The 25,910-nt window shown below is 65.7% G+C and carries 20 protein-coding genes; 16 read left to right on the forward strand and 4 right to left on the reverse strand.

All coding sequences use genetic code 11. From position 1 onward, the window contains the following. Window positions 1–22: 22 nt before the first annotated feature. On the forward strand, window positions 23–2,071 hold the full coding sequence (gene fusA / locus ACIPK7_RS28025) for an elongation factor G (protein ID WP_401091543.1): 2,049 nt from the start codon (window positions 23–25) through the stop codon (window positions 2,069–2,071). 235 nt (window positions 2,072–2,306) lie between these two features. On the opposite strand, the gene gbcB is transcribed toward fusA, so the two are convergent. Further along, on the reverse strand, window positions 2,307–3,410 hold the full coding sequence (gene gbcB, locus ACIPK7_RS28030; protein WP_401091545.1) for a glycine-betaine demethylase subunit GbcB: 1,104 nt from the start codon (window positions 3,408–3,410) through the stop codon (window positions 2,307–2,309). Between the two features lie 426 nt (window positions 3,411–3,836). Between gbcB and gbcA the strand changes: the two genes are divergently transcribed. The 9 genes from gbcA to ACIPK7_RS28075 all read left to right on the forward strand — a co-directional run bounded on the left by gbcA (window position 3,837) and on the right by ACIPK7_RS28075 (window position 14,701). Further along, window positions 3,837–5,126 carry a glycine-betaine demethylase subunit GbcA gene (gene gbcA / locus ACIPK7_RS28035; protein ID WP_401091547.1) on the forward strand — a complete coding sequence of 430 codons (1,290 nt, stop codon included), beginning with the start codon at window positions 3,837–3,839 and terminating at the stop codon, window positions 5,124–5,126. A gap of 492 nt (window positions 5,127–5,618) precedes the next feature. Beyond that, window positions 5,619–6,596 carry a dipeptidase gene (locus ACIPK7_RS28040; RefSeq protein ID WP_081519129.1) on the forward strand — a complete coding sequence of 326 codons (978 nt, stop codon included), beginning with the start codon at window positions 5,619–5,621 and terminating at the stop codon, window positions 6,594–6,596. 125 nt (window positions 6,597–6,721) lie between these two features. Continuing rightward, window positions 6,722–7,252, forward strand: a complete 531-nt coding sequence (locus tag ACIPK7_RS28045; RefSeq protein ID WP_401091549.1) for a DUF5943 domain-containing protein — start codon at window positions 6,722–6,724, stop codon at window positions 7,250–7,252. 159 nt (window positions 7,253–7,411) lie between these two features. Next, window positions 7,412–9,472, forward strand: coding sequence for a dimethylglycine demethylation protein DgcA (dgcA, locus tag ACIPK7_RS28050; protein WP_401091551.1), 2,061 nt, complete (start codon window positions 7,412–7,414; stop codon window positions 9,470–9,472). A 183-nt stretch (window positions 9,473–9,655) separates the two neighbouring features. Then, window positions 9,656–11,623 carry a dimethylglycine demethylation protein DgcB gene (gene dgcB / locus ACIPK7_RS28055; RefSeq protein WP_401091553.1) on the forward strand — a complete coding sequence of 656 codons (1,968 nt, stop codon included), beginning with the start codon at window positions 9,656–9,658 and terminating at the stop codon, window positions 11,621–11,623. Window positions 11,624–11,741: 118 nt separating this feature from the next. Beyond that, a complete protein-coding gene (locus tag ACIPK7_RS28060; protein WP_401091555.1) occupies window positions 11,742–12,974 on the forward strand; it encodes an electron transfer flavoprotein subunit alpha/FixB family protein in 1,233 nt (410 codons plus the stop codon). A gap of 108 nt (window positions 12,975–13,082) precedes the next feature. Next, window positions 13,083–13,859: an electron transfer flavoprotein subunit beta gene (locus tag ACIPK7_RS28065; RefSeq protein WP_401091557.1), complete on the forward strand. Its 777-nt coding sequence runs from the start codon at window positions 13,083–13,085 to the stop codon at window positions 13,857–13,859. Between the two features lie 318 nt (window positions 13,860–14,177). Further along, complete coding sequence (locus tag ACIPK7_RS28070) at window positions 14,178–14,408, forward strand: hypothetical protein (RefSeq protein ID WP_138213642.1); 231 nt, start codon at window positions 14,178–14,180, stop codon at window positions 14,406–14,408. Next, window positions 14,405–14,701: a cell division protein ZapA gene (locus tag ACIPK7_RS28075; protein ID WP_192435442.1), complete on the forward strand. Its 297-nt coding sequence runs from the start codon at window positions 14,405–14,407 to the stop codon at window positions 14,699–14,701. Before ACIPK7_RS28070 ends, ACIPK7_RS28075 begins: the two co-directional genes overlap by 4 nt. Window positions 14,702–14,986: 285 nt before the next feature. Here ACIPK7_RS28075 and ACIPK7_RS28080 read toward each other — a convergent pair whose 3' ends face one another. Continuing rightward, window positions 14,987–16,411: an aspartate ammonia-lyase gene (locus ACIPK7_RS28080; RefSeq protein ID WP_081519137.1), complete on the reverse strand. Its 1,425-nt coding sequence runs from the start codon at window positions 16,409–16,411 to the stop codon at window positions 14,987–14,989. Window positions 16,412–16,622: 211 nt separating this feature from the next. Between ACIPK7_RS28080 and ACIPK7_RS28085 the strand changes: the two genes are divergently transcribed. The 4 genes from ACIPK7_RS28085 to ACIPK7_RS28100 all read left to right on the forward strand — a co-directional run bounded on the left by ACIPK7_RS28085 (window position 16,623) and on the right by ACIPK7_RS28100 (window position 21,792). Then, entirely contained in the window at window positions 16,623–17,537 is a 915-nt protein-coding gene (locus ACIPK7_RS28085) for a LysR substrate-binding domain-containing protein (protein ID WP_184597678.1), read from the forward strand. A gap of 126 nt (window positions 17,538–17,663) precedes the next feature. Next, window positions 17,664–18,248 carry an RNA polymerase sigma factor gene (locus ACIPK7_RS28090; protein WP_401091560.1) on the forward strand — a complete coding sequence of 195 codons (585 nt, stop codon included), beginning with the start codon at window positions 17,664–17,666 and terminating at the stop codon, window positions 18,246–18,248. Continuing rightward, window positions 18,245–19,252: a FecR family protein gene (locus ACIPK7_RS28095; RefSeq protein ID WP_401091601.1), complete on the forward strand. Its 1,008-nt coding sequence runs from the start codon at window positions 18,245–18,247 to the stop codon at window positions 19,250–19,252. The genes ACIPK7_RS28090 and ACIPK7_RS28095 overlap by 4 nt, the downstream gene beginning before the upstream one ends. A gap of 113 nt (window positions 19,253–19,365) precedes the next feature. Beyond that, window positions 19,366–21,792, forward strand: coding sequence for a TonB-dependent siderophore receptor (locus ACIPK7_RS28100; protein ID WP_401091562.1), 2,427 nt, complete (start codon window positions 19,366–19,368; stop codon window positions 21,790–21,792). Between the two features lie 103 nt (window positions 21,793–21,895). Here ACIPK7_RS28100 and zwf read toward each other — a convergent pair whose 3' ends face one another. Next, window positions 21,896–23,371, reverse strand: coding sequence for a glucose-6-phosphate dehydrogenase (zwf, locus tag ACIPK7_RS28105; protein ID WP_401091564.1), 1,476 nt, complete (start codon window positions 23,369–23,371; stop codon window positions 21,896–21,898). A gap of 90 nt (window positions 23,372–23,461) precedes the next feature. On the opposite strand from zwf, the gene hexR reads away from it, so the two are divergent. Continuing rightward, window positions 23,462–24,346 carry a transcriptional regulator HexR gene (hexR, locus tag ACIPK7_RS28110; RefSeq protein WP_138213612.1) on the forward strand — a complete coding sequence of 295 codons (885 nt, stop codon included), beginning with the start codon at window positions 23,462–23,464 and terminating at the stop codon, window positions 24,344–24,346. Window positions 24,347–24,603: 257 nt separating this feature from the next. Continuing rightward, window positions 24,604–24,819, forward strand: coding sequence for a PA3496 family putative envelope integrity protein (locus ACIPK7_RS28115; protein WP_192435437.1), 216 nt, complete (start codon window positions 24,604–24,606; stop codon window positions 24,817–24,819). Here ACIPK7_RS28115 and ACIPK7_RS28120 read toward each other — a convergent pair. Beyond that, on the reverse strand, window positions 24,773–25,708 hold the full coding sequence (locus tag ACIPK7_RS28120) for a LysR family transcriptional regulator (protein ID WP_401091603.1): 936 nt from the start codon (window positions 25,706–25,708) through the stop codon (window positions 24,773–24,775). The two genes, ACIPK7_RS28115 and ACIPK7_RS28120, sit on opposite strands and share 47 nt — an antisense overlap. Window positions 25,709–25,910 lie beyond the last annotated feature (202 nt).

Raw genomic sequence — 25,910 nt, forward strand, 5'->3', positions numbered from 1 at the left:
CCCTGGGGGCGGGAGATTCAGCATGTCCAGTTACTCGGTGGAACAGATCCGCACTGTGGCCCTGGTCGGCCACGGCGACAGCGGCAAGACCCTGCTTGCCGAAGCGCTGCTGCAACACAGCGGCGCCATCCCCAGCATGGGCTCGCTGGAGCGCGGCGACACGCTGTGCGACTCCGACCCCATGGAGCGCGAGTACCACCATTCTCTGGCGGCCGCCCTGGTGCACTTCGAGCACGAAGGCGCGCACATCCGCTTGATCGATACGCCCGGTTATCCCGACTTCATCGGCCACGCGTTACCGGCCCTGGCGGCGGTGGAAACCGCGCTGGTGGTGATCAACGCGCAGAACGGCATCGAGCTGAGCACCCGCCGCATGATGGACTGGGCGGGTGAGCGCGGGCTGTGCCGGATGCTGGTGGTGAACAAGATCGACGCCGAGCGCATCGATCTGCCGGGCCTTCTGGCGGGTTTGCGCGAGTCGTTCGGCAAGGAGGTATTACCCATCAACCTGCCGGCCGAAGGCGGTGCCCGGGTTGTGGATTGTTTCTTCAATCCCGACGGCGAGGCGGATTTCTCTTCGGTGGCCGAAGCGCACCAGGCGCTGGTGGACCAGGTGGTGGAGGTCGACGAGGCGCTGATGGCGCACTACCTGGAGGAGGGCGAGGTGGCGCCCGAGGCGCTGCACGAATCCTTCGAGCGCGCGTTGCGCGAAGGCCACCTGATCCCCCTGTGTTTCGTCTCCGCCCGCACTGGCGCCGGTGTTCCGGAGCTGGCGGATATCCTCGCGCGCCTCGCGCCCAATCCCACCGAGGGCAACCCACCGCTGTTCCTGCGCAGCGACAGCAAGGGCGCGGAGCATCCGGTGACCTGTCAGCCGGATCCCAAGGCCCATGTGCTGGCCCATGTGTTCAAGGTGGTGATCGACCCCTTCGTTGGCCGCCTGGCCGTATTCCGCGTGCACCAGGGCACGATCCGTCGGGAAATGCAGCTGTTCGCCGGCGATGGACGCAAGCCGTTCAAGGTCGGCCATCTGTTGCGCCTGCAGGGAAAGAAGCACGAAGAGGCGCCGTGGCTGATCCCCGGTGACTTCGGCGCGCTGAGCAAGGTCGACGAACTGGAGTACGGCGTGGTGCTGCACGACTCCCACGACGAGGACCGCATCCACCTCAAGCCCCTGGATTTCCCCACACCCATGCAGGGCCTGGCCATCGAGGCGAGCCGCCGCGGCGACGAACAGCGCCTGGCGGAAATCCTCCAGCGCCTGCAAGCCGAAGACCCCTGCGTGCGCCTGGATTACAACGCCTCCACCCAGGAAACCGTGCTGCGCGGCATGGGCGAGCTGCACCTGCGCTATCTGCTCGAGCGCATGGCCGGGCAGTACAAGCTGGAAGTGCAGACCCGCGCGCCCAGCGTGCCTTACCGCGAAACGGCGACCCGCAGCGCCGAAGGCCACAGCCGGCACAAGAAGCAGACTGGCGGGGCGGGGCAGTTCGGCGAGGTCTACCTGCGCATTGAGCCAATGCCGCGCGGCGAAGGCTTCGCCTTCGTCGACGCGATCAAGGGCGGGGTGATTCCCGGCAACTTCATTCCCTCGGTGGAGAAGGGCGTGCGCTCGGCGCTGGCGGCCGGGCCGCTGGCTGGTTTCCCGGTGGAGGACGTGAAGGTCACGGTGTTCGACGGCAAGAGCCACTCGGTGGATTCCAAGGACATCGCCTTCCAGGCCGCCGGGCGCAAGGCCATGCTCGATGCGCTGCGCAATGCCGGCGGCATCGTGCTGGAGCCGGTGATGCAGATCGAGGTGACCACGCCGGATACCCACCTGGGCGACATCACCGCCGACCTCACCGGCCGCCGGGGCCAGGTGCTGGGCACCGAGTCGCTGTCGGCGAGCGTCGCGCTGGTGCGCGGGCAGGTGCCGCTGGCGGAGCTGGACGGCTACGCCAACCGGTTGAAATCCATCACCGCCGGCCAGGGGCTCTACAGCCTTTCTTCCAGCCATTACAGCGCCGTCCCACAGGACGTGCAGCAACGCCTGTCGAGTGGCTACAAGGCGGTCCCGGAAGAAGACTGAGCGAATGTGGATATTCGTCGCAGCCGCTGCCCGAAAAGGCCTGTGGTTGGGCCTTGGCGCGCGCCTGTCCGGCGTGTCTGCTGGAAAGGCGGAAGCCACGTGGCATGCGGGTTGCAGACGGGATCGATGCGGCCAGTCGAGTCGGCCAGAGGTGTCTCCGAGCTTACCTCGGGATACCTCCAGCCTGTGGATAACTCAGTGGGTAACATGTGTGGCAGGTGGGGGCAGGCTGTGATCAGTATTCGATCACCACGTCGCCCTTGGGCACGCTGCAGCAAGACAGGATGTAGCCCTCGGCGACGTCTTCGTCGGTGATTCCGCCGTTATGTTCCATCTCCACCTCGCCGGAGCGCTTCATCACCTTGCAGGTGCCGCAGATGCCCATGCCGCAGGCCTTGGGAATGTGCAGGCCGAGTTGCGCGGCGGCGGCGTGGACGGTCTCGCCCGGCGCCACGCGGATGCTCTTGCCGGTTTCGCAGAATTCCACCAGGTTCTGCTCGGCCAGGGGCACGGCCGGCGCCTCGGCGGCTTCGGCGGCCAGTTCCTTCACGTCGGCGCGGACTTCCGGCGGGGTCGGGCCGAAGGCCTCCTCATGGTAGCGCGACATGTCGTAGCCCTCGGCATCGAGCAGGCGCTTGACCGCGTGCATGTACGGCGTCGGGCCGCAGCAGAAGACTTCGCGCTCGAGGAAGTCCGGCGCCATCAGCTGCAGCATCGCCTTGTTCAGGAAGCCCCTGTAGCCGGCCCAGGACTCGCCCATCTCGTACTTCTCGCAGACCAGGTACAGCTTGAAGTTGTTGATCCGCGAGTTCATGTGCTCCAGCTCGCGGTGGTAGATGATGTCCTTGGGCGTGCGCGCGCTGTGTACGAAGACCATGTCGACGTTGCCGTTGGTGTCGAAGAACCAGCGCGACATGGACATCACCGGGGTGATGCCGACGCCGCCGGAGAGGAACAGCACCTTCTCGGCCGGGAAGTCGATGGCGTTGAAGTTGCCCACCGGCCCGTGCACCGGGATCTGGTCGCCTTCCTTGAGGTTGTCATGCAGCCAGTTCGAGACCTTGCCGCCGGGCACGCGCTTGATGGTGATGGAGAAGCTGTAGGGCACCGAGGGCGAGCTGGAGATGGTGTAGGAGCGCATGATCGGCTGGCCGTCGATCTCCAGCTCCAAGGTGACGAACTGCCCCGGTTTGAAGAAGAACATGATCGGCGCGTCGGCCATGAAGCAGAAGGTGCGCACATCCCAGGTTTCCTGGATGGCCTTCACGCAGCGCACCAGGTGGCGCCCGTTGGCCCAGGTCTGGGTGTTCACCGGATTGAGGAAGTTGTTCGTCGACATGCTGTCTCTCCGCGCACGCGGGCCGTGCTGGGCCTGATGGGGCAGCGCCGGGGCCCGCTTGCCTACGTTGTCTGAGCGTAGAAAGCACGGGGCCTGTCGGCATGCCTGATGGAGCGGATTGTGTGCACGAGGATGGCCGCTGCATTTACCTGCCAGCGACATTTGCATGCTTATCGCGACCTGCCGCCTGGCGCGTGCCCTTGCGCGTCGGGAAATGATCTGGCCGTGTCGCCCATGGATAAGGGTAATTCGGGGTTGCGGCCCCACACTCAGCTCCATGCCGAGCAACCCCCAAGGTTGAGCGAGACGGCGGGAAACGGCGCACTCGGCGCGCCTGGCACTCGCCGCACATGCCCTGCGTGGCAAACCGTATCAGCCACTTATTTCCGCCTGCAGCCCGACCGGGCTGCGGCATGAGGACTAGCAATGGACGTCACCACTACCCTGAGTCTGGGCGACCCGCTGGAACCGGCCCGCAAGGCCACCGCGGAGATGCTGCGCAGCCGCGACCACAGCTTCTCGCTGCCGCAGCCCTTCTACAACGACGAGCGCCTGTTCCAGCTGGACATGCAGGAGATCTTCCACAAGGAGTGGCTGATCGCCGGCATGACCTGCGAGATCCCCGCCAAGGGCAACTTCCTTACTCTGCAGATCGGCGACAACCCGGTGATCGTCCTGCGAGGCGCCGAGGGCAAGATCCACGCCTTTCACAACGTCTGCCGCCACCGCGGCTCGCGCCTGTGCGTCAGCGACAAGGGCAAGGTCGCCAAGCTGGTCTGCCCCTACCACCAGTGGACCTACGAGCTGGACGGCCGCCTGCTGTTCGCCGGCACCGAGATGGGCGCCGACTTCGACATGAAGAACTACAGCCTCAAGCCGGTGAACGTGAAGACCGCCGGCGGCTACATCTTCATCTCGCTGTCGGAGAACCCGCCGGCCATCGATGACTTCCTGCGTACGCTTGAGCACTACATGGAGCCGTACGACATGGAGAACACCAAGGTCGCGGTGCAGACCACGCTGATGGAAAAGGCCAACTGGAAGCTGGTGCTGGAGAACAACCGTGAGTGTTACCACTGCAACGGTTCGCACCCTGAGCTGCTGAACACCCTGCTGGAGTGGGACGACGTCACCGACCCGCGCGCCAGCCAGGCGTTCAAGGACCAGGTCGCCGCCTGCACCACGGCCTGGGAAGCCGAGAAGATTCCCTATGCCCACGAAAGCTTCGGTCTGCGCAACCGCATCGTGCGCATGCCGCTGCTGCAGGGCACCGTGTCGATGACCATGGACGGCAAGCAGGGCAGCAAGAAGCTCATGGGCCGCATCCAGAATCCGGACCTGGGCTCGATGCGCATCCTGCATCTGCCGCACTCGTGGAACCACTGCATGGGCGACCACATGATCGTCTTCACCGTGTGGCCGATCAGCGCGCAGGAAACCATGGTCACCACCAAGTGGCTGGTGCACAAGGATGCGGTGGAAGGCGTCGACTACGACGTCGCTCGCCTGCGCGAAGTCTGGGACGCCACCAATGACCAGGACCGTCGCCTGGCCGAAGAGAACCAGCGCGGCATCAACTCCACCGCCTACCAGCCGGGGCCCTACTCCAAGACCTACGAGTTCGGCGTGATCAATTTCCTCGACTGGTACAGCGAGCGCCTGCTGAACAACCTGGGCGAGCAGTCCGCTCACGCCCGCCTGGTCGCCGAGAAGTAAGCCCCAGCCAGCTAGCGCCCCCGTCTTTCGGGGGCGTTGTCGTTAAGGAGGAAGCTACGTGGACGCCCTGCTCTTCTACAGCAGCTCCGCTTTCGTCACCGGTTTGGTGGCGTGGAACCTCTTTGTCTGCTGGCGCAAGCGTTGACGCCTGTCGCGTGACTTGCCCCTTGTAGGAGCGAGCTTGCTCGCGAACCTCTCCCCGGCGGGCTCCTTGCCGCCGCCGATTCACCCTCTTGCGCCGTGCCTGCAATGAAGAGCGTTCGCTAGCAAGCTCGCTCCTTCATCCCCTGCGCACCCCTAATTCGCGGCCACCATCCCCCCGCCTTCCCCATCGCGACGCAAACGCTGTCGCCCATGTCGTCGCCTTGACGCTTTCGGTTCGACCCTGGTCGCTTTCGAACCGGGTCTTCTCGGGGTGCAGGGATATCCTGCCTGCAAAGCGTCGGCACAAGTCCCGCCGCACCAGCCTTGCCTGAATAGAGAGACGCCAAGATGAGCCCAGCCGAACTTCACGCCGACAGCATCGTCATCGATGGCCTGATCATCGCCAAGTGGAACCGCGAGCTGTTCGAGGACATGCGCAAGGGCGGCCTGACCGCCGCCAACTGCACCGTGTCGGTGTGGGAAGGATTCCAGGCGACGGTGAACAACATCGTCTCCAGCAGCAAGCTGATCCGCGACAACAGCGACCTGGTGCTGCAGGTGCGCACCACCGCCGACATCCGCAAGGCCAAGGAGCAGGGCAAGACCGGCATCCTCTTCGGCTTCCAGAACGCCCATGCGTTCGAGGACCAGCTGGGCTACGTCGAGGTGTTCAAGCAGCTGGGCGTGGGCATCGTGCAGATGTGCTACAACACCCAGAACCTGGTCGGCACCGGCTGCTACGAGCGCGACGGCGGCCTCTCCGGCTTCGGCCGCGAGATCGTCGCGGAGATGAACCGCGTCGGCATCATGTGCGACCTGTCCCACGTCGGCTCCAAGACTTCCGAGGAAGTCATCCTCGAATCGAAGAAGCCCGTCACCTATTCGCACTGCCTGCCGTCCGGCCTCAAAGAACACCCGCGCAACAAGTCCGACGCGGAGCTGAAGTTCATCGCCGACCACGGCGGCTTCGTTGGCGTGACCATGTTCGCGCCCTTCCTCGCCAAGGGCATCGACTCGACCATCGACGACTACGCCGAAGCCATCGAGTACGTGATGAACATCGTCGGCGAGGACGCCATCGGCATCGGCACCGACTTCACCCAGGGCCACGGCCAGGACTTCTTCGAGTGGCTGACCCACGACAAGGGTTACGCCCGCCGCCTCACCAACTTCGGGAAGATCGTCAACCCGCTGGGCATCCGCACCGTGGGCGAATTCCCCAACCTCACCGAGACCCTGCTCAAGCGCGGCATGCCCGAGCGCGTGGTGCGCAAGGTCATGGGCGAGAACTGGGTGCGCATCCTCGGCGAAGTCTGGGGCGAGTAAGCCGCTTTTCCCCTCTCCCGCCGGGAGAGGGCTGGGGTGAGGGCCAGCCGCGCTCACCCGTAGAACCCCTCACCCCAACCCTCTCCCCCAGGGAGAGGGAGCCAAAAGAATTGGAGCGAAACCCCATGGCCAAACACGCCCCCGAACTGCCCATCGAAGTCGACAGCGAAACCGGCGTCTGGACCTCCGACGCCCTGCCGATGCTCTACGTACCGCGGCACTTCTTCGTCAACAACCACATGGGCATCGAGGAAGAGCTGGGCGCCGAGCGCTACGCCGAAATCCTCTACAAGGCCGGCTACAAGTCCGCCTGGCACTGGTGCGAGAAAGAAGCCGAGTGCCACGGCCTGGTCGGCGTGGAAGTCTTCGAACACTACATGAAGCGTCTGTCCCAGCGCGGCTGGGGGCTGTTCCAGATCGAGCAGATCGACCTCGACGCGGGCACCGCCCAGGTCCGCCTGAAGCATTCGGCCTTCGTCTACGTCTACGGCAAGGTCAATCGCAAGGTCGACTACATGTTCACCGGCTGGTTCGCCGGCGCCATGGACCAGATTCTCCAGGCACGCGGCAGCGCGTTGCGCACCGTGGCCGAGCAGGTCTACAGCGGCGCCGAGGAAGGCCACGACGACGGCCTGTTCGTCGTCAAACCCCTTTAAACGCCCCTTAACCCCATTGAGATTGAAAACGTAGCGAGCGAAGGGTAGGCGAGGCGGAGGCTGAATCGAAAAGCGGAGTTTACGAGTAGTAAATGAGCATTTTCGATTCAGCCTCCAACGCTGCATAACCGAGCGCAGTAGTTTTCAGAGGATGCCGCAATGGCTTTCGAGTCTATGTTCCAGCCGATTCAGATCGGCAAGCTGACCATCCGCAACCGCGTGCTCTCCACCGCCCACGCCGAGGTCTACGCCACCGACGGCGGCATGACCACCGAGCGCTACGTGAAGTATTACGAGGAGAAGGCCAAGGGCGGCATCGGCCTGGCCATCTGCGGCGGTTCCTCCGTGGTCGCCATCGACAGCCCGCAGGAATGGTGGAGCTCGGTGAACCTCTCCACCGACCGCATCATCCCGCACTTCCAGAACCTGGCCGACGCCATGCACAAGCATGGGGCCAAGATCATGATCCAGATTACCCACATGGGCCGCCGCTCGCGCTGGGACGGCTTCAACTGGCCGACCCTGATGTCGCCCTCGGGTATCCGCGAACCGGTGCACCGCGCCACCTGCAAGACCATCGAGCCGGAAGAGATCTGGCGGGTGATCGGCAACTACGCCCAGGCGGCACGCCGGGCGAAGGAAGGCGGCCTGGACGGCGTCGAGCTGTCCGCCGTGCACCAGCACATGATCGACCAGTTCTGGAGCCCGCGCGTCAACAAGCGGACCGACGAGTGGGGTGGCACCTTCGAGGGCCGCATGAAGTTCGGCCTGGAAGTGCTCAAGGCCGTGCGCAAGGAAGTCGGCGACGACTTCTGCGTCGGCATGCGCATCTGCGGTGACGAGTTCCACCCGGACGGCCTCACCCATGACGATATGAAGCAGATCGCCAAGTACTACAGCGACACCGGCATGATCGACTTCATCGGCGTGGTCGGCTCGGGCTGCGACACCCACAACACCCTGGCCAACGTCATCCCGAACATGACCTACCCGCCGGAGCCCTTCCTGCACCTGGCCGCCGGCATCAAGGAAGTGGTCAACGTACCGGTGCTGCACGCGCAGAACATCAAGGACCCGAACCAGGCCACGCGCATCCTCGAAGGCGGCTACGTGGACATGGTCGGCATGACCCGCGCGCACATCGCCGATCCGCACCTGATCGCCAAGATCAAGATGGGCCAGGTCGACCAGATCAAGCAGTGCGTCGGCGCCAACTACTGCATCGACCGCCAGTACCAGGGCCTGGACGTGCTGTGCATCCAGAACGCCGCCACCTCCCGTGAGTACATGGGCGTGCCGCACATCATCGAGAAGACCACCGGCGTGAAGCGCAAGGTCGTGATCGTCGGTGGCGGCCCGGCCGGCATGGAAGCGGCGCGCGTCGCCGCCGAGCGTGGCCACGACGTGACCCTGTTGGAGAAGAAGGACCAGCTCGGCGGGCAGATAACCACCGCTTCGAAAGCCCCGCAGCGCGACCAGATCGCCGGCATCACCCGCTGGTACCAGCTGGAGCTGGCGCGGCTGAACGTCGACCTGCGCCTGGGCACCGGCGCGGACGCCGACACCATCCTGGACCTGCGTCCCGACGTGGTGGTGCTGGCCAACGGCGGCCATCCGTTCCTCGAGCAGAACGAACACTGGGGCGCCGCCGACGGGCTGGTGGTCAGCAGCTGGGACGTGCTCGATGGCAAGGTAGCGCCGGGCAAGAACGTGCTGGTCTACGACACCATCTGCGAATTCAGCGGCATGTCGGTGGCGGACTTCCTCGCCGACAAGGGCGCCCAGGTCGAGATCGTCACCGACGACATCAAGCCGGGCGTGGCCATCGGCGGCACCACCTTCCCGACCTACTACCGCAGCATGTACCCCAAGGAAGTGATCATGACCGGCGACCTGATGCTGGAGAAGGTCTACCGCGAGGGCGACAAGCTGGTGGCGGTGCTGGAGAACGAATACACCGGCGCGAAGGAAGAGCGGGTGGTCGACCAGATCGTCGTGGAGAACGGCGTGCGCCCGGACGAAAGCCTCTACTACGCGCTCAAGCAGGGTTCGCGCAACAAGGGCCAGATCGACGTCGAGGCGCTGTTCGCGATCAAGCCGCAGCCGTGTCTCAGCGAGCCAGGCGACGGGTATCTGCTGTTCCGCATCGGCGACTGCGTGGCCCAGCGCAACACCCACGCCGCGATCTATGACGCGCTGCGTCTGTGCAAGGACTTCTAAGACACACCTCGTGATGTCCGGTAGGCACGGATAGCCCCCTCTCCCGTCAGGGAGAGGGTTGGGGAGAGGGTGGTGGGCCAAGTGACCGAGCCGACCGGAAATACCCTCTCCCCCCGCCCTCTCCCGCAAGCGGGGAGAGGGGGCTTGTCGAGTGCCCCCTGAGGTCCCGTAGGGAGACCAGAAATGCTCAACATCATCCTCCCCATCCTGCTCTTCAGCGCCCTCGGCCTCGCCGTGCTGGGCGCCGTGAAGCGCTTTTCGATGTGGCGCCGTGGCCGACCCGCCCAGGTCGACTGGATCGGCGGCCTGCTGAAGATGCCACGCCGCTACCTGGTGGACCTGCACCACGTGGTCGAGCGTGACAAGTACATGTCCAAGACCCACGTGGCCACCGCTGGCGGGTTCGTCGCCGCCGCGCTGCTGGCCATCCTGGTGCATGGTTTCGGCCTGCACAGCCGTATCCTCGGCTTCGCTCTGCTGGCTGCCACCGCGCTGATGTTCTGCGGCGCGCTGTTCGTCGCCAAGCGCCGCCTCGACCCGCCGTCGCGCCTGTCGAAAGGCCCGTGGATGCGCCTGCCGAAGAGCCTGCTGATGTTCTCGGCGAGCTTCTTCATCGCCACCCTGCCGGTGGCGGGCATCCTGCCGGAAGGCTTCGGCGGCTGGCTCCTGGCTGCCGTCCTCGCCGTTGGCGTGGCCTGGGGCGTGTCCGAGCTGTTCTTCGGCATGACCTGGGGCGGCCCGATGAAGCACGCCTTCGCCGGCGCCCTGCACCTGGCCTGGCACCGCCGCGCCGAGCGCTTCGGTGGCGGTCGCTCCACCGGCCTCAAGCCGCTGGACCTGGCCGACCCCATGGCGCCGCTGGGCGTGGAGAAACCCACCGACTTCACCTGGAACCAGCTGCTCGGCTTCGACGCCTGCGTGCAGTGCGGCAAGTGCGAGGCCATGTGCCCGGCCTTCGCCGCTGGCCAGCCGCTGAACCCGAAGAAACTCATCCAGGACATGGTCATCGGCCTGGCCGGCGGCAATGACGCGAACTTCGCCGGCTCCCCGTATCCGGGCAAACCGCTGGGCGAACACAGCGGTGGCCCGCACCACCCGATCGTCGCGCTCGATGGCAAGGCCCTGGTGGACGCCGAGACCCTGTGGTCCTGCACCACCTGCCGCGCCTGCGTCGAGGAGTGCCCGATGATGATCGAGCACGTCGACGCCATCGTCGACATGCGCCGCCACCTCACCCTGGAAAAGGGCGCGACCCCGAACAAGGGCGCCGAGGTGCTGGAAAATCTCATCGCCACCGACAACCCCGGCGGCTTCGCCCCCGGCGGCCGACTGAACTGGGCGGCGGACCTGAATCTGCCGCTGCTGGCCGACAAGCAGCAGGCCGACGTGCTGTTCTGGGTCGGCGACGGCGCCTTCGACATGCGCAACCAACGCACCCTGCGCGCCTTCGTGAAGATCCTCAAGGCCGCCCATGTCGACTTCGCCGTGCTCGGCCTGGAAGAACGCGACAGCGGTGATGTGGCCCGTCGCCTGGGCGACGAGGCGACCTTCCAGACCCTGGCCAAGCGCAACATCGCCACCCTGGCCAAGTACCGCTTCAAGCGCATCGTCAGCTGCGACCCGCACAGCTTCCACGTGCTGAAGAACGAGTACGGCGCCCTCGGCGGCAACTACCAGGTACTGCACCACACCACCTTCATCGACGAGCTGGTGCAGAAGGGCTCGCTGAACCTCGGCCAGAGCAAGGCCGACAGCGTGACCTACCACGACCCCTGCTACCTCGGCCGCTACAACGGCGAGTACGAAGCGCCGCGCAATGTGCTCAAGGCGATCGGCATCGAGGTGAAGGAAATGGAACGCTCCGGCTTCCGCTCGCGCTGCTGCGGCGGTGGCGGCGGTGCGCCGATCACCGACATCCCCGGCAAGCAGCGGATTCCCGACATGCGCATGGCCGACATCAAGGAGACCGGTGCCGAGCTGGTGGCCGTGGGCTGCCCGCAGTGCACCGCGATGCTCGAAGGCGTGGTCGCCCCGCGTCCGGAGATCAAGGACATCGCCGAACTGGTCGCCGAGGTCCTCATCGAGGCCACCGAGGTGCCGGCAAAAAAGCCCTCGCTGGCGCGCCGTGAAGAAACGGCGGAGGTGCACTGATGAACGCGCCGGATGCCTTCGTAGGGCGCATAAAGCCAACGGCTTTATCCGCCGTCTCGACGTCATCGGCGGATAACGCTGCGCGTTATTCGCCCTACACCTGCCTGGAGCATCGAGCATGAGCGACATCATCCGCCGCGATCCGCGCGCCGAGTGGATCGCCCGCAACCGCCTGCATCCGCTGCACGCGGCCATGCAGTCCGCCCAGGGCGGCGAAAGCCGCTGGATGGGCCCCAATGGCGTGATCCGCAAGAATCCGCATGCGGTCGGCTTCATCGGCCCCAACGGGGTCAAGCGCATCGACCGTTCCGGTGGCCAGCAGGGCACCGGTGGCAAGCGCAGCAGCGCGCCGGAAGTGGTGCAACTGCCGCTGGTGACGATCGAGAAACCGGCCTTCCTGATCGTCGTGGTGCCGGACATGGTCGGCGGCCGCCTTTCCAGTCATGACCGCGACCTGCTGGGCCTGGCCCGCAAGCTCGCAGGAAATGACGGCGCGGTGCTGGCCGTGATCTTCGGCGAACACAAGGAACCCGCCTTCGATACCGCTGGCGTTGACCGCCTGCTGCAGATCGCGGGCAACGAGTATGACGGCTACGCCCCTGAACAACGGGTGCTGGCGCTGCGCTCGGTCAACAGTCAGTTTGCCCCGCGCCACTGGCTGCTGCCCGACAGCCGCAGCGGTGGCGGCGAATTGGGCCGCCGGTTGGCCGCGAGCCTCGGCGAACGCCCGGCGACCCGCGTCTGGCAGGCCGAAGGCGAGCGCTGCGTCGGCCGTGCTGGCGCCGGCCAGCAGGACCTGCATCGCGATCTGCCGCGCCTGATCCTGGCTGCCGCCGAGTGCGCCGAGCCAGTCAGCGAGACCCGCCATGAAGCCCGTGCTGTCGAGCTGGAAAGCAACGTCGCGCGCAATCTTCCGCGCATCGAAGACCTCGGTCCGGTGGCCGTCGACCCGGCGCAGATTCCCATGGCTGAGGCGGAGTTCATCCTCTCCGGCGGCAACGGAGTGAAGGACTGGGACCTGTTCCACCGCGCCGCCGTCGCGCTCGGCGCCACCGAAGGCGCATCGCGCGTGGCGGTAGACGACGGCCACATGCCTCGCGCCCGCCAGGTTGGCGCGACTGGTACCTGGGTCACCGCGCGGGTCTATCTCGCCGTAGGCATCTCCGGGGCGATCCAGCACCTGCAGGGCATCGGCTCCTGCGACAAGGTGGTGGCGATCAACATGGACCCGGGCTGCGACATGATCAAACGCGCCGACCTGTCGGTGATCGGCGACTCCACGGCGATCCTCAAGGCACTGATGGCTCTGGCCGAAGCCCACCGCAATGGAGCGGCGCGCGATGCGGCTTGATGCATCCGGCTTCTTCGTAGGGCGGATAAAGCCGCAGGCTTTATCCGCCGCCATCGTCACAACGGCGGATAACGCTGCGCGTTATTCGCCTTACGTCGAGATTGCAGCATGAATGACCTGAACATCGTCGCCCTGGTTTCCATCGGCGCCCACCCGGCTTCCGGCCGTGCGCGCCGTGCCGAGCAGGATGCCCGCGCGGTGGAGCTGGGCATGAGCCTAGCCGGCAAGCGCCTGCGCGTGGTGCATGCCGGCGATGCCGCGGAGGAAGCGCTGCGCGGCTACCTCGGTATGGGCCTCGACGAACTGGCGGTGCTGGAACAGCCAGCTGGTGCCGACGCCTTGCCGGCGCTGGCAGCCTATCTCGGCGACAGCGATGCGCAACTGGTACTCACCGGCACCCAGGCGGAAACCGGTGAAGGCTCCGGCATGCTGCCGTTCCTGCTGGCCGAGCGGCTGGGCTGGCCGCTGGTGGTCGGTCTGGCGGAGGTGGAAAAGGTGGAAGGTGGCAGCGCCCAGGTGCTGCAAGCCTTGCCCCGCGGCCAGCGGCGCCGGCTGAAGGTGCGCCTGCCCTTCGTCGCCAGCGTCGACAATGCCGCGCCGGTAGCCCGGCAGAGTGCATTCGGCCCGGCACGTCGCGGCTACCTGGAAGCCCATGAAGTAGAAGTAGTGGATGACCCGCTGCTTGCCGAAGGCAATCTTCAACCGGCGCGCCCGCGTCCCAAGCGCCTGAAGGTGATCAAGGCGAAGACGGGTGCCGAGCGCATGAAGGCCGCCACCGCCAAGGCATCCGGCGGTACCGGGCAGGTGCTCAAGGACGTCACGGCTGAAGCGGGCGCCGAGGCGATCTTCAAGCTGCTGCGTGAAGAAGGCGTGATTCGTATCTGACGGCTCTTCGTAGGAGCGAGCTTGCTTGCGAACGGATTACCCGGCCGTTCCGGCGTCAAGCGGTTCGCGAGCAATAACGAGGGCGTCCCCCTCGCTCCTACCGGTTTGCTTCACCGTCGGCGTGGCAGCGAACCTTGCGGGCGATGTTCCGGTCCAAATCGCGCTGGTAGCCGGAAATCATTGAAATGACACGAGAATCATCTCGTAAGCTATTGAATTGACAGTATACGGCTTGTCAGAAGAATCCCGTTTCTGCTGGCCCCGCCGCGCCCCTTTCTTTATCCTCCGCACCCTTTGAAAGGCTTTGCGGAGGCTCCCATGCTTGATTCCACCCTCGAACAACTTGAACAGCTGGTCGCCGAACTGCTGCAGCAGAACGAAGTGCTGGTGCAGGACAACGCCGCTGTGCGTGAAGAGCTGCTCAAGGCCCGTGAGGAAAACGACAGCTTGCAGCTGTCCCTGATGGAGCAGGAAGAGAAGCACAACGCCACGGCCACCCGCCTGCAGGCGCTGATCCGCCGCGTCAGCGATAGCCGCGCCCACGCATGAGTGGCGACGGCGTCCGCGTCCTGCGCATCCTCGGACGCGAATACAGCGTCCGGGCGCCGGTCGGTGAAGAGCGCCGGCTGCAGGACGCGGCCGCGCTGTTGCAGGCGGAGATCACCGCCAGCAAGAAGAAATTCCCCTACGTCACCAGCAACGAGCTGATGGTGCTTTCCGCGCTCAATCTCTGTGCCCGCCAGCTCGGCGCGCAGGACGAGGAGTGCGACGAGGCGGACGCCGTGGAGCGTATCGCCGCCCTCAACCGGCGGATTCTCGACCACCTGCAACGGCAGGATTGATCCCGCGCGTCTCTTTTGTACATGCAGGGCATCGCGGACGACGTTCGCGGTGCGCTTTGTCGTACCCGAAACGCAGGCAAAAAAAAGGGGACACCGGGGTAAGCGGTGTCCCTTCTAAAGGAGAGTGGGCCAGGAGGCCCCTCAACCGGTGAGACGTGGTGCTTCGGACAAGTCCGCCGCGCCGGGCATAAAAGAAGGGAGTGGGGGTAACCAATCCCTGAAAGGTGAGGGAGGAATACTCCCCCTCAACCGGTGAGACGTGCCCGGCTCGCGCCGGGCGGGTGATCAGGCGCGCAGCGGAATCAGGCGCGGGGCGATCATGTTTTCTGGCAGCAGGATGTCGGCCAGGGTGGCTTCGTCCAGCAGCTGTTCCTCGCGAACCAGTTCCAGTACGCCGCGGCCGGTTTCCAGCGCGATCTTGGCGATGCGGGTGGAGTTCTCGTAGCCGATGTACGGGTTCAGCGCGGTGACCAGGCCGATGCTGTGCTCCACCAGTTGGTGGCAGCGCTCGACGTTGGCGGTGATGCCGGTGATGCAATGCTCGCGCAGCATGTCCATGGCGCGCTGGAGCAGGCGGATCGAGTCGAAGATCTTGTAGGCGATCAGCGGCTCCATCACGTTCAGCTGCAGCTGGCCGCCTTCGGCCGCGATGGTCAGCGCCAGGTCGTTGCCCATGATTTCGAAGGCGCACATGTTCACCGCCTCCGGGATCACCGGGTTGACCTTGCCCGGCATGATCGAGCTGCCCGGCTGGCGCGGCGGCAGGTTGATCTCGTTGATGCCGGTGCGCGGGCCGCTGGACAGCAGACGCAGGTCGTTGCAGATCTTCGACAGCTTGACCGCGGTGCGCTTGAGCATGCCGGAGAACAGCACGAAGGCGCCCATGTCAGAGGTGGCTTCGATCAGGTCGGCGGCCGGGACGACCGGCTGGCCGCTGATTTCAGCCAGGCGCTCGACGGCCAGCTTCTGGTAGCCGGGGTCGGCGTTGATGCCGGTGCCGATCGCGGTGCCGCCGAGGTTCACTTCGGTCAGCAGTTCCGGCGCCAGGCGACGCAGGCGGTCGAGGTCTTCGCCCAGGGTGGTGGCGAAAGCATGGAATTCCTGGCCGAGGGTCATCGGCACCGCGTCCTGCAGCTGGGTACGGCCCATCTTCAGTACGCCGGCGAACTCGACGCCCTTGGCGGCGAAGGCCTGGATCAGGCTGTCGAGGCTGGCCAGCAGGGTGTCGTGGCCGAGCAGCAGGCCCAGGCGGATGGCGGTCGGGTACGCGTCGTTGGTCGACTGCGCCATGTTCACGTCGTTGTTCGGGTGCAGGTGCTTGTACTCACCCTTGGTGTGGCCCATGGCTTCGAGCGCGATGTTCGCGATGACTTCGTTCGCGTTCATGTTGGTCGAGGTGCCAGCGCCACCCTGGATCATGTCCACCACGAACTGGTCGTGGAAGTCGCCACGGATCAGACGGGCACAGGCTTCGCTGATGGCGGCGTGCTTGTCTGCCGGCAGGTGGCCGAGCTTGTGGTTGGCATCGGCTGCCGCCTGCTTGACCATCGCCAGGGCGACGACCAGTTTCGGGTAGTGCGAGAGCGGCACGCCCGAGAGGCGGAAGTTGTTCACAGCGCGCAGGGTCTGAATGCCGTAGTAGGCGTCAGAAGGTACTTCGAGGGTGCCGAGGAGGTCTTTCTCGATGCGGAACGATGCAACAGGGGACATGACAGGGATTGTCTCAAAGGAACACGGCCAGTGCCGCGATGCCCGGTAGACTAGGGATTTCGCCTTTCGTCGGCCAATGCTATTAAAGGCTGCCTCATGCACGAACGGCATAATGTACCCTGTGACGAATTGATGACGGCGAGCGTGCGACTGTGCTACGCGCGCCCGGCTCCTGACCAATCGATCAGCGCGTGACAGCGTTGGAGTTGACGTGAACCTCGAGACCAAATGGCTGGAAGACTTCAGCACCCTGGCCACCACCCGCAGTTTTTCCCAGGCGGCTGAAAAGCGCTTTGTCACCCAGCCCGCGTTCAGCCGGCGCATCCGTAGCCTGGAGGATGCCCTCGGCCTGACCCTGGTGAACCGCCAGCGCACGCCCATCGAGCTGACCGAGGCTGGCCAGCTGTTCCTGGTCACCGCCCGCGCGGTAGTCGAGCAGCTCGGCCAGGTGGTGCGTCACTTGCACCACCTGGAAGGCGGGCAGGGCGAGGTGCTGCAGTTCGCTGCTGCGCACTCACTGGCGCTGGGCTTCTTCCCGGCGTGGATCGCGCGCCTGCGCTCCGAGGGCCTCAACATCGCCAGCCGCCTGGTGGCCACCAACGTCGGCGAGGCGGTGCACCTGCTGCGCGAAGGTGGCTGCGACCTGATGATGGCCTTCTATGACCCGGACGCCGCGCTGCAGATGGACCCGGAAGTCTTCCCCTCGCTGCACCTGGGGCGCACCGAGATGTTGCCGGTGTGCGCGGTGAACTCTGCTGGCGTGCCGCTCTACGACCTGGATAGCGGCCAGAGCGTGCCGCTGCTGGCGTACAGCGCCGGCGCCTTCCTCGGGCGCGGCGTGAACCTGCTGCTGCGCCAGCGCAACCTGCGCTACACCACCGTCTATGAAACGGCGATGGCCGACAGCCTGAAGAGCATGGCGCTGCAGGGCATGGGTGTGGCCTGGGTGCCGCGCCTGAGCATGGAGTCGGAGCTGGCGCGCGGCGAGCTGGCGCTTTGCGGCGGCCCGCACTGGATCGTCCCGCAGGAAATCCGCCTGTACCGCTGCGCCCTGGTGCGCAAGGCGCAGATTCGCCTGCTCTGGCGCAAGCTGGAAGGCGGCCTGGGGCTGGACGAGACGCCCTGATCCGCCGCGCGGAGGCGGACGACCGGGGCTGTTCTGTTTATTTGATAAGCATTATCATTTGCGGCTTTCCAGGGTCTTCCCCTCGCGCCGGCTTCGGTGCGGACCGCTGGCGAGCCGCCATCCCCGATGTCCCATTCCGACCGCCCGGCCGATTCCCGTGCCGCGGACGCCCCGGCGCCCGCCGAGGCGCTGCCGCGCGAGGATTTCCTGCGGGTATTCCTCTCCCAGCGCCCGCGGATGGAGGCCCTGGTGCAACGCCGTGTCGGTTGCCGCGCCACCGCGGCGGACCTGGTGCAGGACCTTTTCCTGCGCTTCTGGAAGCGCCCGCAGGCGCCAGTGGAAGAACTCGGAAGCTATCTGCTGCGCAGCGCGCGCAACCTCGCCATCGACCACCTGCGTGGCGAGGACTCGCGCGGCCGCACCCTGAGCGCGCTGCTGCCCGATGACGACGATGCCCAGCCTTCGCCCGAACAAGCGGTGCAGGCCGGCGCCGACCTGGCCCTCATAGAAGATGCCCTGCGCCAGTTGCCCGAGCGCACCCGCCATATCTTCCTGCTCAGCCGCGTGCATGGCCGCACCTACGGCGAGATCGCCACCGCCATGGAGCTTTCCCAGAGCGCGGTGGAAAAACATATGATGCGCGCCCTCGATGCCTGCAAGGCGAGCCTGATGCCCGCCGCGCCGGCCAATCGCCGTGGAGCCGCCGACTGATGAAGCCCGACATCGCCACCTCGCCCGAAGATGCCCAGCGTCAGGCGCGCCAGTGGTTGCTGCGCTTGCAGGATCGCGGCGGCGAAGCCTGGTTGGGTGCTTTCCAGGCCTGGCTGGCGGCTGATCCCCGGCACGCCAGCGCCTATGCCGAAGTCGATGCGCTCTGGCAGGCCAGTGCCGCGCCGGCGCAACGGCTGGCGATGGAGGAGGGCGACGCCTTGAGCGCCTATCTGGCGCAGATGGAGCGCCCCGCGAATCGTCGCGCGCAACCCAATCACCGACGCTGGGGCTATCCGCTGGCCAGCGCCGCGTGCCTGCTGCTGATGCTCTGGGCCGGTGGTTGGTGGTCGCCGGGCAACTGGCTCACCGACCTCTCCGCGGACTACGTCAGCGCACCGGGCAAAGTCCGCAAGATCACCCTGGACGACGGCTCGCGCCTGACCCTGGATGCCGACAGCGCCGTCGCCGTCTCCCTGGATGGCGAGCAACGCCGCGTCGAGCTGTTGCGCGGCGCCGCCTCCTTTGCCGTAAAGCACCTGCCGAAGCCCTTCGTAGTGCGCGCGGGCGAAGGCGAAGCGCGGGTGCTGGGCACCGAATTCGAAGTCCGTCGTCTGGGCGGGCAGACACGCGTCACCGTCGCCGAAGGCCGCGTCTCGGTGCGTGGCAGCCACGCGGTTGGCGGACCGGAAGTGGTGCTCGGGTCTGGCGAACGTATTGAAATCGACGGCACGAAGCTGGGTGAGGCACAGCCCGACGACGCACAGGCCGCGCTCGCCTGGCGCCAGGGTTGGCTGACCTTCTACCGCGCGCCGCTGGGCGAGGTGCTGGAGCGCCTGGGCACCTACTACCCGGGGCGCATCGTACTGCTCGACCCGGAGCTGGCGCAGCGTCGGGTCAGCGGTAGTTTCCGCAGCGCCGACCCGCAGGCCGCGCTGGATTCGCTACAGGCAGTGGTGGGTTTCCGCCAGCAACCGCTCCTCGGGCGCTTCGTGCTGATTCGCTGAACGCGAAAATATTTTCGAAAAAGGGTGAGGTACCGCGGCGGCTGCTCCGTGTAGTGGTCATGAATGCGATTTATTCGCATGTGAAGTCGACCTTTCGAGCAAGTGAGCCCCCGATGACCCCGCTGCGCCGCGCTGTCCCCGAACTGTCCCTGAAACCGCTCGCCGCCTTCGTGCTCGGCACCGCTCTGGTCGCCGCGCAGGCACCGGCCGCAATAGCCGACGAAGCCGCCGCCAGTTCCGCGCTGCAGGCGAAATTCGCTTTCGACATCGCCGCCCAGCCGCTGCCCCAGGCGCTCAGCGAGTTCAGCCGGGTGAGCGGCCTGAGCGTGGTCTACACCGATGACGCACCTTACGACCTCAAGGCCCCGGCGGTCTCCGGTCAGCTCAGCGGCAATGACGCGCTGAACCGTCTCCTCGCCGGTTCCGGTTACCGCTTCCGCGCCCTCGATGGTCATACCCTGACCCTGGAGCGCCTGCCCGTCGACACCCTGAGTCTCAACGACACCACCGTCACCGGTCAGACTGCTGCCACCAGCTACCAGCCAGCGCCGGTGGCCTCCATCGGCCGCACGGACACGCCGGTGCTGGAAACCCCGCAGAGCATCGTCACCGTTCCGGCGCAGGCGCTGCGCGACCAGAAGCCGCGCAACCTCGACGACGCGCTGGGCAACGTCAGCGGCGTGACCCAGGCCAACACCCTCGGCGGCACCCAGGACGCGGTGATGAAGCGCGGCTTCGGCGACAACCGCGACGGCTCGATCATGCGCGACGGATTGCCCTCGGTGCTGGGCCGCAACCTCACCGCCACCGCCGATCACGTCGAAGTGCTAAAAGGTCCGGCCTCCGTTCTCTACGGCATCCAGGACCCGGGCGGCGTGGTCAATGTGGTGAGCAAGAAGCCGCAGCTGCAGCAATACAACGCCGTCACCCTGCGTGGCTCGACCTTCGCCCACGGCAAGCAGGGCAGCGGCGCGCAGATCGATACCACCGGCGCGCTGGGCGAGAGCAACTTGGCCTACCGGCTGATCGTCGATCACCAGGACGAGAACTACTGGCGCAACTTCGGCCAGCAGCGCGAAACCCTCGTCGCGCCATCGCTGGCCTGGTTCGGTGAGGACACCACGATCAACCTCAGCTACGAGCACCGCGAGTTCAAGACGCCGTTCGACCGTGGCACCGCCATCGATCCACGCACCAACAGGCCGCTGGACATCCCGCGCAGCCGCCGGCTGGACGAGCCGTTCAATATCACTGAAGGCCGCTCCGACCTGAGCCGCCTGGACATCGAGCACCGCCTCGACGACGCCTGGAAGGCGCACTTCGCCTACGGCTGGACCCGCGAGACCTACGACGACAACCAGGCGCGGGTGACCAAGGTCAACGGCAACGGCACCGTCACCCGTCGCGTCGACGGCACCCACGGTGCGGTGAGCAGCGACAGCTTCGCCACCGCCAGCCTGAACGGCGACCTGCAACTGGGCGGCTTTCGCCACGAACTGGTGGTCGGCGCCGACAGCGAGAAGCGCAAGATCTATCGCGCCGACCTGATCCGCGACACCAAGAACACCACCCTGAACTACCTCGATCCGGTCTACGGGCAGATTTCCCCGGCCACCCGCGTCAGCCCGTCGGACAGCGACCAGACTGACAAGCTGCGCAGTGATTCGCTGTTCCTGCAGGATTCCTGGCATCTGGACGACCACTGGATCCTGGTCGCTGGCGGGCGCTACCAGATGTACGACCAGTACGCCGGGCGTGGCCGGCCATTCAAGGCCAACACCGATATCAGCGGGCAGAAGTGGGTGCCACGCGCCGGGGTGATCTACAAGATCAACGACGAGATGTCGCTTTACGGCAGCTATACCCAGTCGTTCAAGCCCAACTCCACCATCGCGCCGCTCTCCACGGGCGAGGTGATCGACTCGGCGATCCAGCCTGAGGAGGCGTCGTCCTGGGAAATCGGCGGCAAGCTCGATATGCCCGGCCGCGTCACCGCCAACCTGGCGTTCTTCGACATCCGCAAGCGCAACGTGATGGTCACCCAGCTCGACGCCAACGGCGACAGCCGCGTCAGCACCGCCGGCAAGGTGCGCTCCTATGGCGCCGAGCTGGATGTCACCGGCCAACTGACTGACAGCTGGAGCCTGCTCGGCAGCTACGCCTGGCTAGATGCGGAAGTGACCGAGGATCCGGAGTTGGAGGGCAACCGACTACAGAACGTGGCGAAGGAAACCGCCTCGCTGACGGCGGTGTACGACGCCGGCTCGCTGCTCGGCGGCGACGACCTGCGCCTGGGCGGCGGCGCGCGTTATGTGGGCAAGCGCGCGGGCGATCCGTCCAACTCCTTCGAGCTGCCGTCCTACACCGTGGCCGACGCCTTCGCCAGCTACGACACCAAAGTGGGCGGGCACAACGTCGGTTTCCAGTTCAACGTGAAGAACCTGTTCGACCGCACCTATTACCCGTCGGCGGCGAACAACCTCTACGTGGCTATCGGCGAGCCTCGGCAGTTCGAGTTTTCGACCACGGTGGAGTTCTGATCCGGGGGACTCGTGGCGGGCACGCACGGCAATTGCGGGATGGGTATCGCTGTGCTCCTCGCCATCCCAGGAGGCTTTCATCCGGTGAAACCCGCGCGGTGCATCACTCCAGCCAGCGCCGCCCCTGCAACTCCAGCAGCGTCTGCGCCTGCTCCGGCCCATTGCTGCCGGCGGGGTAGGGGCGCGGGCTCAGGTAATGCTCGTGCCAGCCCTTGATGATCGGGTCGATCCAGCTCCAGGCCGCTTCTACCTCGTCGCGGCGCATGAACAGCGTCGAGTCGCCCTCGATCACGTCCAGCAGCAGGCGTTCGTAGGCGTCCCAGCGGCGCTTGTTAGTGTTGAAGGCTTGGGCGAGGTTGAGGTCCAGTTCCACCGGTTCCAGTTGCATGCCCTTGCCGGGGGCCTTGGCCATCAGCTGCACGCTGATGCGCTCCTCCGGCTGCAGCCTTATCCACAGGCGGTTGGCCGCGCCGGCGCCGCTGCCGATCAGGCTGTTGGGCACCGGCTTGAATTGAATGACGATCTCCGAGCATTTCTTCGCCATGCGCTTACCGGTGCGGAGGTAGAACGGCACGCCGCCCCAGCGCCAGTTGTCGATCTCGGCCTGAACGGCGACGAAAGTCTCGGTATCGCTGTCGTTGTCGACATTTTTCTCGAACCAGTAGGCCGGCACTTCCTGCCCGCCGATGTGCCCGGCGGTGTACTGGCCGCGCACGGTCTTGTCCTGCACGTCCTGCCCGGAAATCGGCCGGAGCGCCTGGAGGATCTTCACCTTCTCGTTGCGCACCGCCTCGGCGTCGAAGCGCACCGGCGCCTCCATGGTCACCAGGCAGAGCAGTTGCAGCAGGTGGTTCTGCACCATGTCACGCATGGCCCCGGCATGGTCGTAGTAGCTGCCGCGGTTCTCCACGCCCAGGGTTTCGCTGACGGTGATCTGCACGTGGTCGATGTGCCCGTTGCGCCACACCGGCTCGAACAGGGTGTTGGCGAAGCGCAGGGCCATCAGGTTCTGCACGGTTTCCTTGCCCAGGTAGTGATCGATGCGGAACACCCGCGACTCGTCGAATACTTCACCGATGGCCTGGTTGATCGCCACCGCCGACTCCAGCGAATGCCCCAGCGGCTTCTCCAGCACGATGCGCGCCAGCGGCCCGGCGAGGCCGGCGATCTTCAGGTTCTGCGCAATCGGCGCGAACAGGCTCGGCGCGGTGGCCAGATAGTGCACCAGCACGCGGCCTTCCGTGCGCTTGAGGGCCTTGGCCACACGGGCGAAGTCGGCGCTCTGCGAGGCGTCCATCGCCACGTATTCCAGGCGCTGGGCGAAACTGCGCCAGGCCTCGGCGGAAAAGTCGCTGCGCGCCACCTGGGCGCGGCAGTTGCGTTCGGCCAGGGCGAGGTAGGCGGCGTTGTCGCGCTGGCTGCGGGCCAGGGCGAAGATCCGCGTGTCGGCCGGCAGGCGATTCTCCCGGTGCAGGTGATAGAGCGCCGGCAGCAGCTTGTGCAGCGCCAGGTCACCGCTGCCGCCGAACACCAGAATGTCGCAGGAGCTGGGAAGACTAAGGCTGGCGGGCGTATTCAAGACTTATTCCCTGGGCGTGGCGGTTAGTTTTGTAGTATAACTACAACAAGACTACATAAATTTCAGACAACTATCACCGAGCCTATCCCTGTGAACCTTTTGCAGCACATTGCCCAGTCGCGTCATCTGCTCCGCAAGTCGGAGCTCAAGGTTGCCGATCACGTGATGCAGGACCCTGCATCGGTCATGCACAGCTCCATGGCGGACCTCGCCCACAGTGTTGGCGTCAGCGAGCCGACCATCGTGCGCTTCTGCCGCGCCATTGGTTGCAGCGGCTTCCAGGACCTCAAGCTCAAGCTGGCGCAGAGCCTGGCCGCCGGCGCCAGTTTCGGCCAGTTCTCGATCAACGAGAGCGACTCGGTGGCGGACTTCAGCCTGAAGATCTTCGACACCACCCTGCACTCGCTGATGGAAGTGCGCGAGAACCTCGACACCCACGCGCTGGAACGCGCCATCGCGGCCATCGCCCACGCCCAGCGCGTCGAGTTCTACGGTTTCGGCGCCTCCGGCGCGGTGGCGGCGGACGCCCAGCACAAGTTCTTCCGCCTGCTCCTGTCGGCGGCGGCATACTCCGACCCGCACATGCAGGCCATGTCGGCGGTGACCCTGAAGCCCTCGGACGTGGCAATCTGCATCTCCCAGTCCGGCCGTTCCAAGGACCTTCTGGTGACCGCCAACCTGGTGCGCGAAGCCGGCGCCACGCTGATCACCCTGTGCCCCAGCCAGACTCCGCTGGCGGACCTGGCCACGGTCAATCTGGCGGTAGACGTGCACGAAGACACCGATATCTACACCCCGCTAACCTCGCGTATCGCTCACCTGGTGGTGATCGACGTGCTGGCGATGGGCGTAGCCATGGCCCGCGGCCCGGACCTGGTGAATCACCTCAAGAGCGTGAAGCGCAGCCTGCGCAGCCTGCGCCTGTCGCCGAAGGTGGTGAAGAACCACGAAGAGCGCCCGGAAGAGGCGTCCTAAGACAGTACCTGTAGGCGAGAGAAGGCTTTTCTGTAGGAGCGAGCTTGCTCGCGAATAGCGTCGACTGGGAACTCTGACGGCGGGCGGTTCGCGAGCAAGCTCGCTCCTACGAAGATCAAAGGCTCCTCGGGTTATCCGAAATCGCCCCGATGCCAACCGCCCGTCGGCGTCACCGGCGCTTCATTCCCGCGTCGTCAAACGGTCATCCATCGTCAGCATGCTGGCGTCTCCAGCCCTCAGGCCTTGGGAGATGCGAGATGCCCCGCCATATCGACGACACCCAGCTGCAAGTGGATAGCAAGACCCGCCGCAAGCTCGAAGACCAACGACGCATGCAGTTCCGTCGCGCCATCGAGGATCGCATGGAGGCCCAGCGCCTCGCCCTCGAAACCTCCGATTACCCCGACCTGATCGCCGCCGTCTACCTCACTTCGGCGAGGCAGGGCCGGCGAAGCGTTCGGCCAGCTGGCTGATCAGCGCCCGCTCTTCACGGATGAAGGCGACGAACGCCTGGGCCACCGGGCTCAGGCGCTTGCCGCGGGCGTGCACCAGACACCAGCTGCGGTAGAGCGGCAGCTCTTCCACCGGCAGCTCGTGGAGCAGCCCGGATTGCAGTTCGCGGCTCACCGCGTGGCGCGGCAGCAGCGCCAGCCCCAGACCCGCCAGCACCCCTTCGCGTGAACCCTCCAGCGAGGCGAATTCCAGCGTCTGCGGGAAGTGTGCGCGCTTCTGCTGGAAGTGTTCCTCACAGGCCTTGCGCGTGCCCGAGCCGGGCTCGCGGACCAGCAGCGGGTAGGGTTCCAGGTCCTTCAGCGAAAGCTTCGCGGCGTTGCACAGCGGATGGTCCGGCGGCGCCACCGCAACGATCGGGTTGTTCAGGAAGGGCAGGAATTCCAGCGCCATGTCCTGCGGCACCAGGGACATGATCACCAGGTCGTCGCGGTTGTCCGACAGGCGCTTGATCACCTGCGCGCGGTTGACCACGGTGAGGTTCAGGCTGACGTCCGGGTGTTGCTTGTGGAAGGCGGCGAACAGGTGCGGGGTGATGTACTTGGCACTGGATTCCACCGCCAGGCGCAACTGGCCCTGCAGCGAGCCCTTGAGGTCGGAGAGGTTCATGTCCAGCACTTCCAGGCGCTGGAAGATGTCGTTGGTGGCGCGCAGCAGGGCGTCGGCGGCATCGGTCTGGTAGAGCTTCTTGCCGATGTACTCGAACAGCGGCTGGCCGACCAGTTCTTCCAGCTGGCGGATCTGCAGGCTGACCGCCGGCTGGGTCAGGGCCATTTCCTCCGCGGCGCGGCTGTAGGAACGGCTTTCGCACACCGCACGAAAAACCTGCAGCTGGCGAAGGGTCATACGCATCAATGACTTACGCATAGAACTCGGCCTGATCGCGACATTTTCAATCAACTATAAAGCATTCTTTATGGCTACCCCAATAATTATTGATTTTGGTTAATCCTCCCTCCCGCGCTAGGGTAAAAACACGCCGGAACTCGCTCCGGTCGAGAACAGCCAGCTGCCGACACCGGGGCTGCCGATGGGTTTACGCCGGGGTCCAAAA

The organism is Pseudomonas sp. NPDC086581, from assembly GCF_044746165.1.
Lineage (GTDB): Bacteria > Pseudomonadota > Gammaproteobacteria > Pseudomonadales > Pseudomonadaceae > Pseudomonas.

What these genes read in the sequence shown, in the direction of transcription:
- fusA (WP_401091543.1), top strand. Translation starts at nt 23, where the DNA reads ATGTCCAGTTACTCGGTGGAACAGATCCGCACTGTGGCCCTGGTCGGC.
- gbcB (WP_401091545.1), bottom strand. Translation starts at nt 3,410, where the DNA reads ATGTCGACGAACAACTTCCTCAATCCGGTGAACACCCAGACCTGGGCC.
- gbcA (WP_401091547.1), top strand. Translation starts at nt 3,837, where the DNA reads ATGGACGTCACCACTACCCTGAGTCTGGGCGACCCGCTGGAACCGGCC.
- ACIPK7_RS28040 (WP_081519129.1), top strand. Translation starts at nt 5,619, where the DNA reads ATGAGCCCAGCCGAACTTCACGCCGACAGCATCGTCATCGATGGCCTG.
- ACIPK7_RS28045 (WP_401091549.1), top strand. Translation starts at nt 6,722, where the DNA reads ATGGCCAAACACGCCCCCGAACTGCCCATCGAAGTCGACAGCGAAACC.
- dgcA (WP_401091551.1), top strand. Translation starts at nt 7,412, where the DNA reads ATGGCTTTCGAGTCTATGTTCCAGCCGATTCAGATCGGCAAGCTGACC.
- dgcB (WP_401091553.1), top strand. Translation starts at nt 9,656, where the DNA reads ATGCTCAACATCATCCTCCCCATCCTGCTCTTCAGCGCCCTCGGCCTC.
- ACIPK7_RS28060 (WP_401091555.1), top strand. Translation starts at nt 11,742, where the DNA reads ATGAGCGACATCATCCGCCGCGATCCGCGCGCCGAGTGGATCGCCCGC.
- ACIPK7_RS28065 (WP_401091557.1), top strand. Translation starts at nt 13,083, where the DNA reads ATGAATGACCTGAACATCGTCGCCCTGGTTTCCATCGGCGCCCACCCG.
- ACIPK7_RS28070 (WP_138213642.1), top strand. Translation starts at nt 14,178, where the DNA reads ATGCTTGATTCCACCCTCGAACAACTTGAACAGCTGGTCGCCGAACTG.
- ACIPK7_RS28075 (WP_192435442.1), top strand. Translation starts at nt 14,405, where the DNA reads ATGAGTGGCGACGGCGTCCGCGTCCTGCGCATCCTCGGACGCGAATAC.
- ACIPK7_RS28080 (WP_081519137.1), bottom strand. Translation starts at nt 16,411, where the DNA reads ATGTCCCCTGTTGCATCGTTCCGCATCGAGAAAGACCTCCTCGGCACC.
- ACIPK7_RS28090 (WP_401091560.1), top strand. Translation starts at nt 17,664, where the DNA reads ATGTCCCATTCCGACCGCCCGGCCGATTCCCGTGCCGCGGACGCCCCG.
- ACIPK7_RS28100 (WP_401091562.1), top strand. Translation starts at nt 19,366, where the DNA reads ATGACCCCGCTGCGCCGCGCTGTCCCCGAACTGTCCCTGAAACCGCTC.
- ACIPK7_RS28115 (WP_192435437.1), top strand. Translation starts at nt 24,604, where the DNA reads ATGCCCCGCCATATCGACGACACCCAGCTGCAAGTGGATAGCAAGACC.
- ACIPK7_RS28120 (WP_401091603.1), bottom strand. Translation starts at nt 25,708, where the DNA reads ATGCGTATGACCCTTCGCCAGCTGCAGGTTTTTCGTGCGGTGTGCGAA.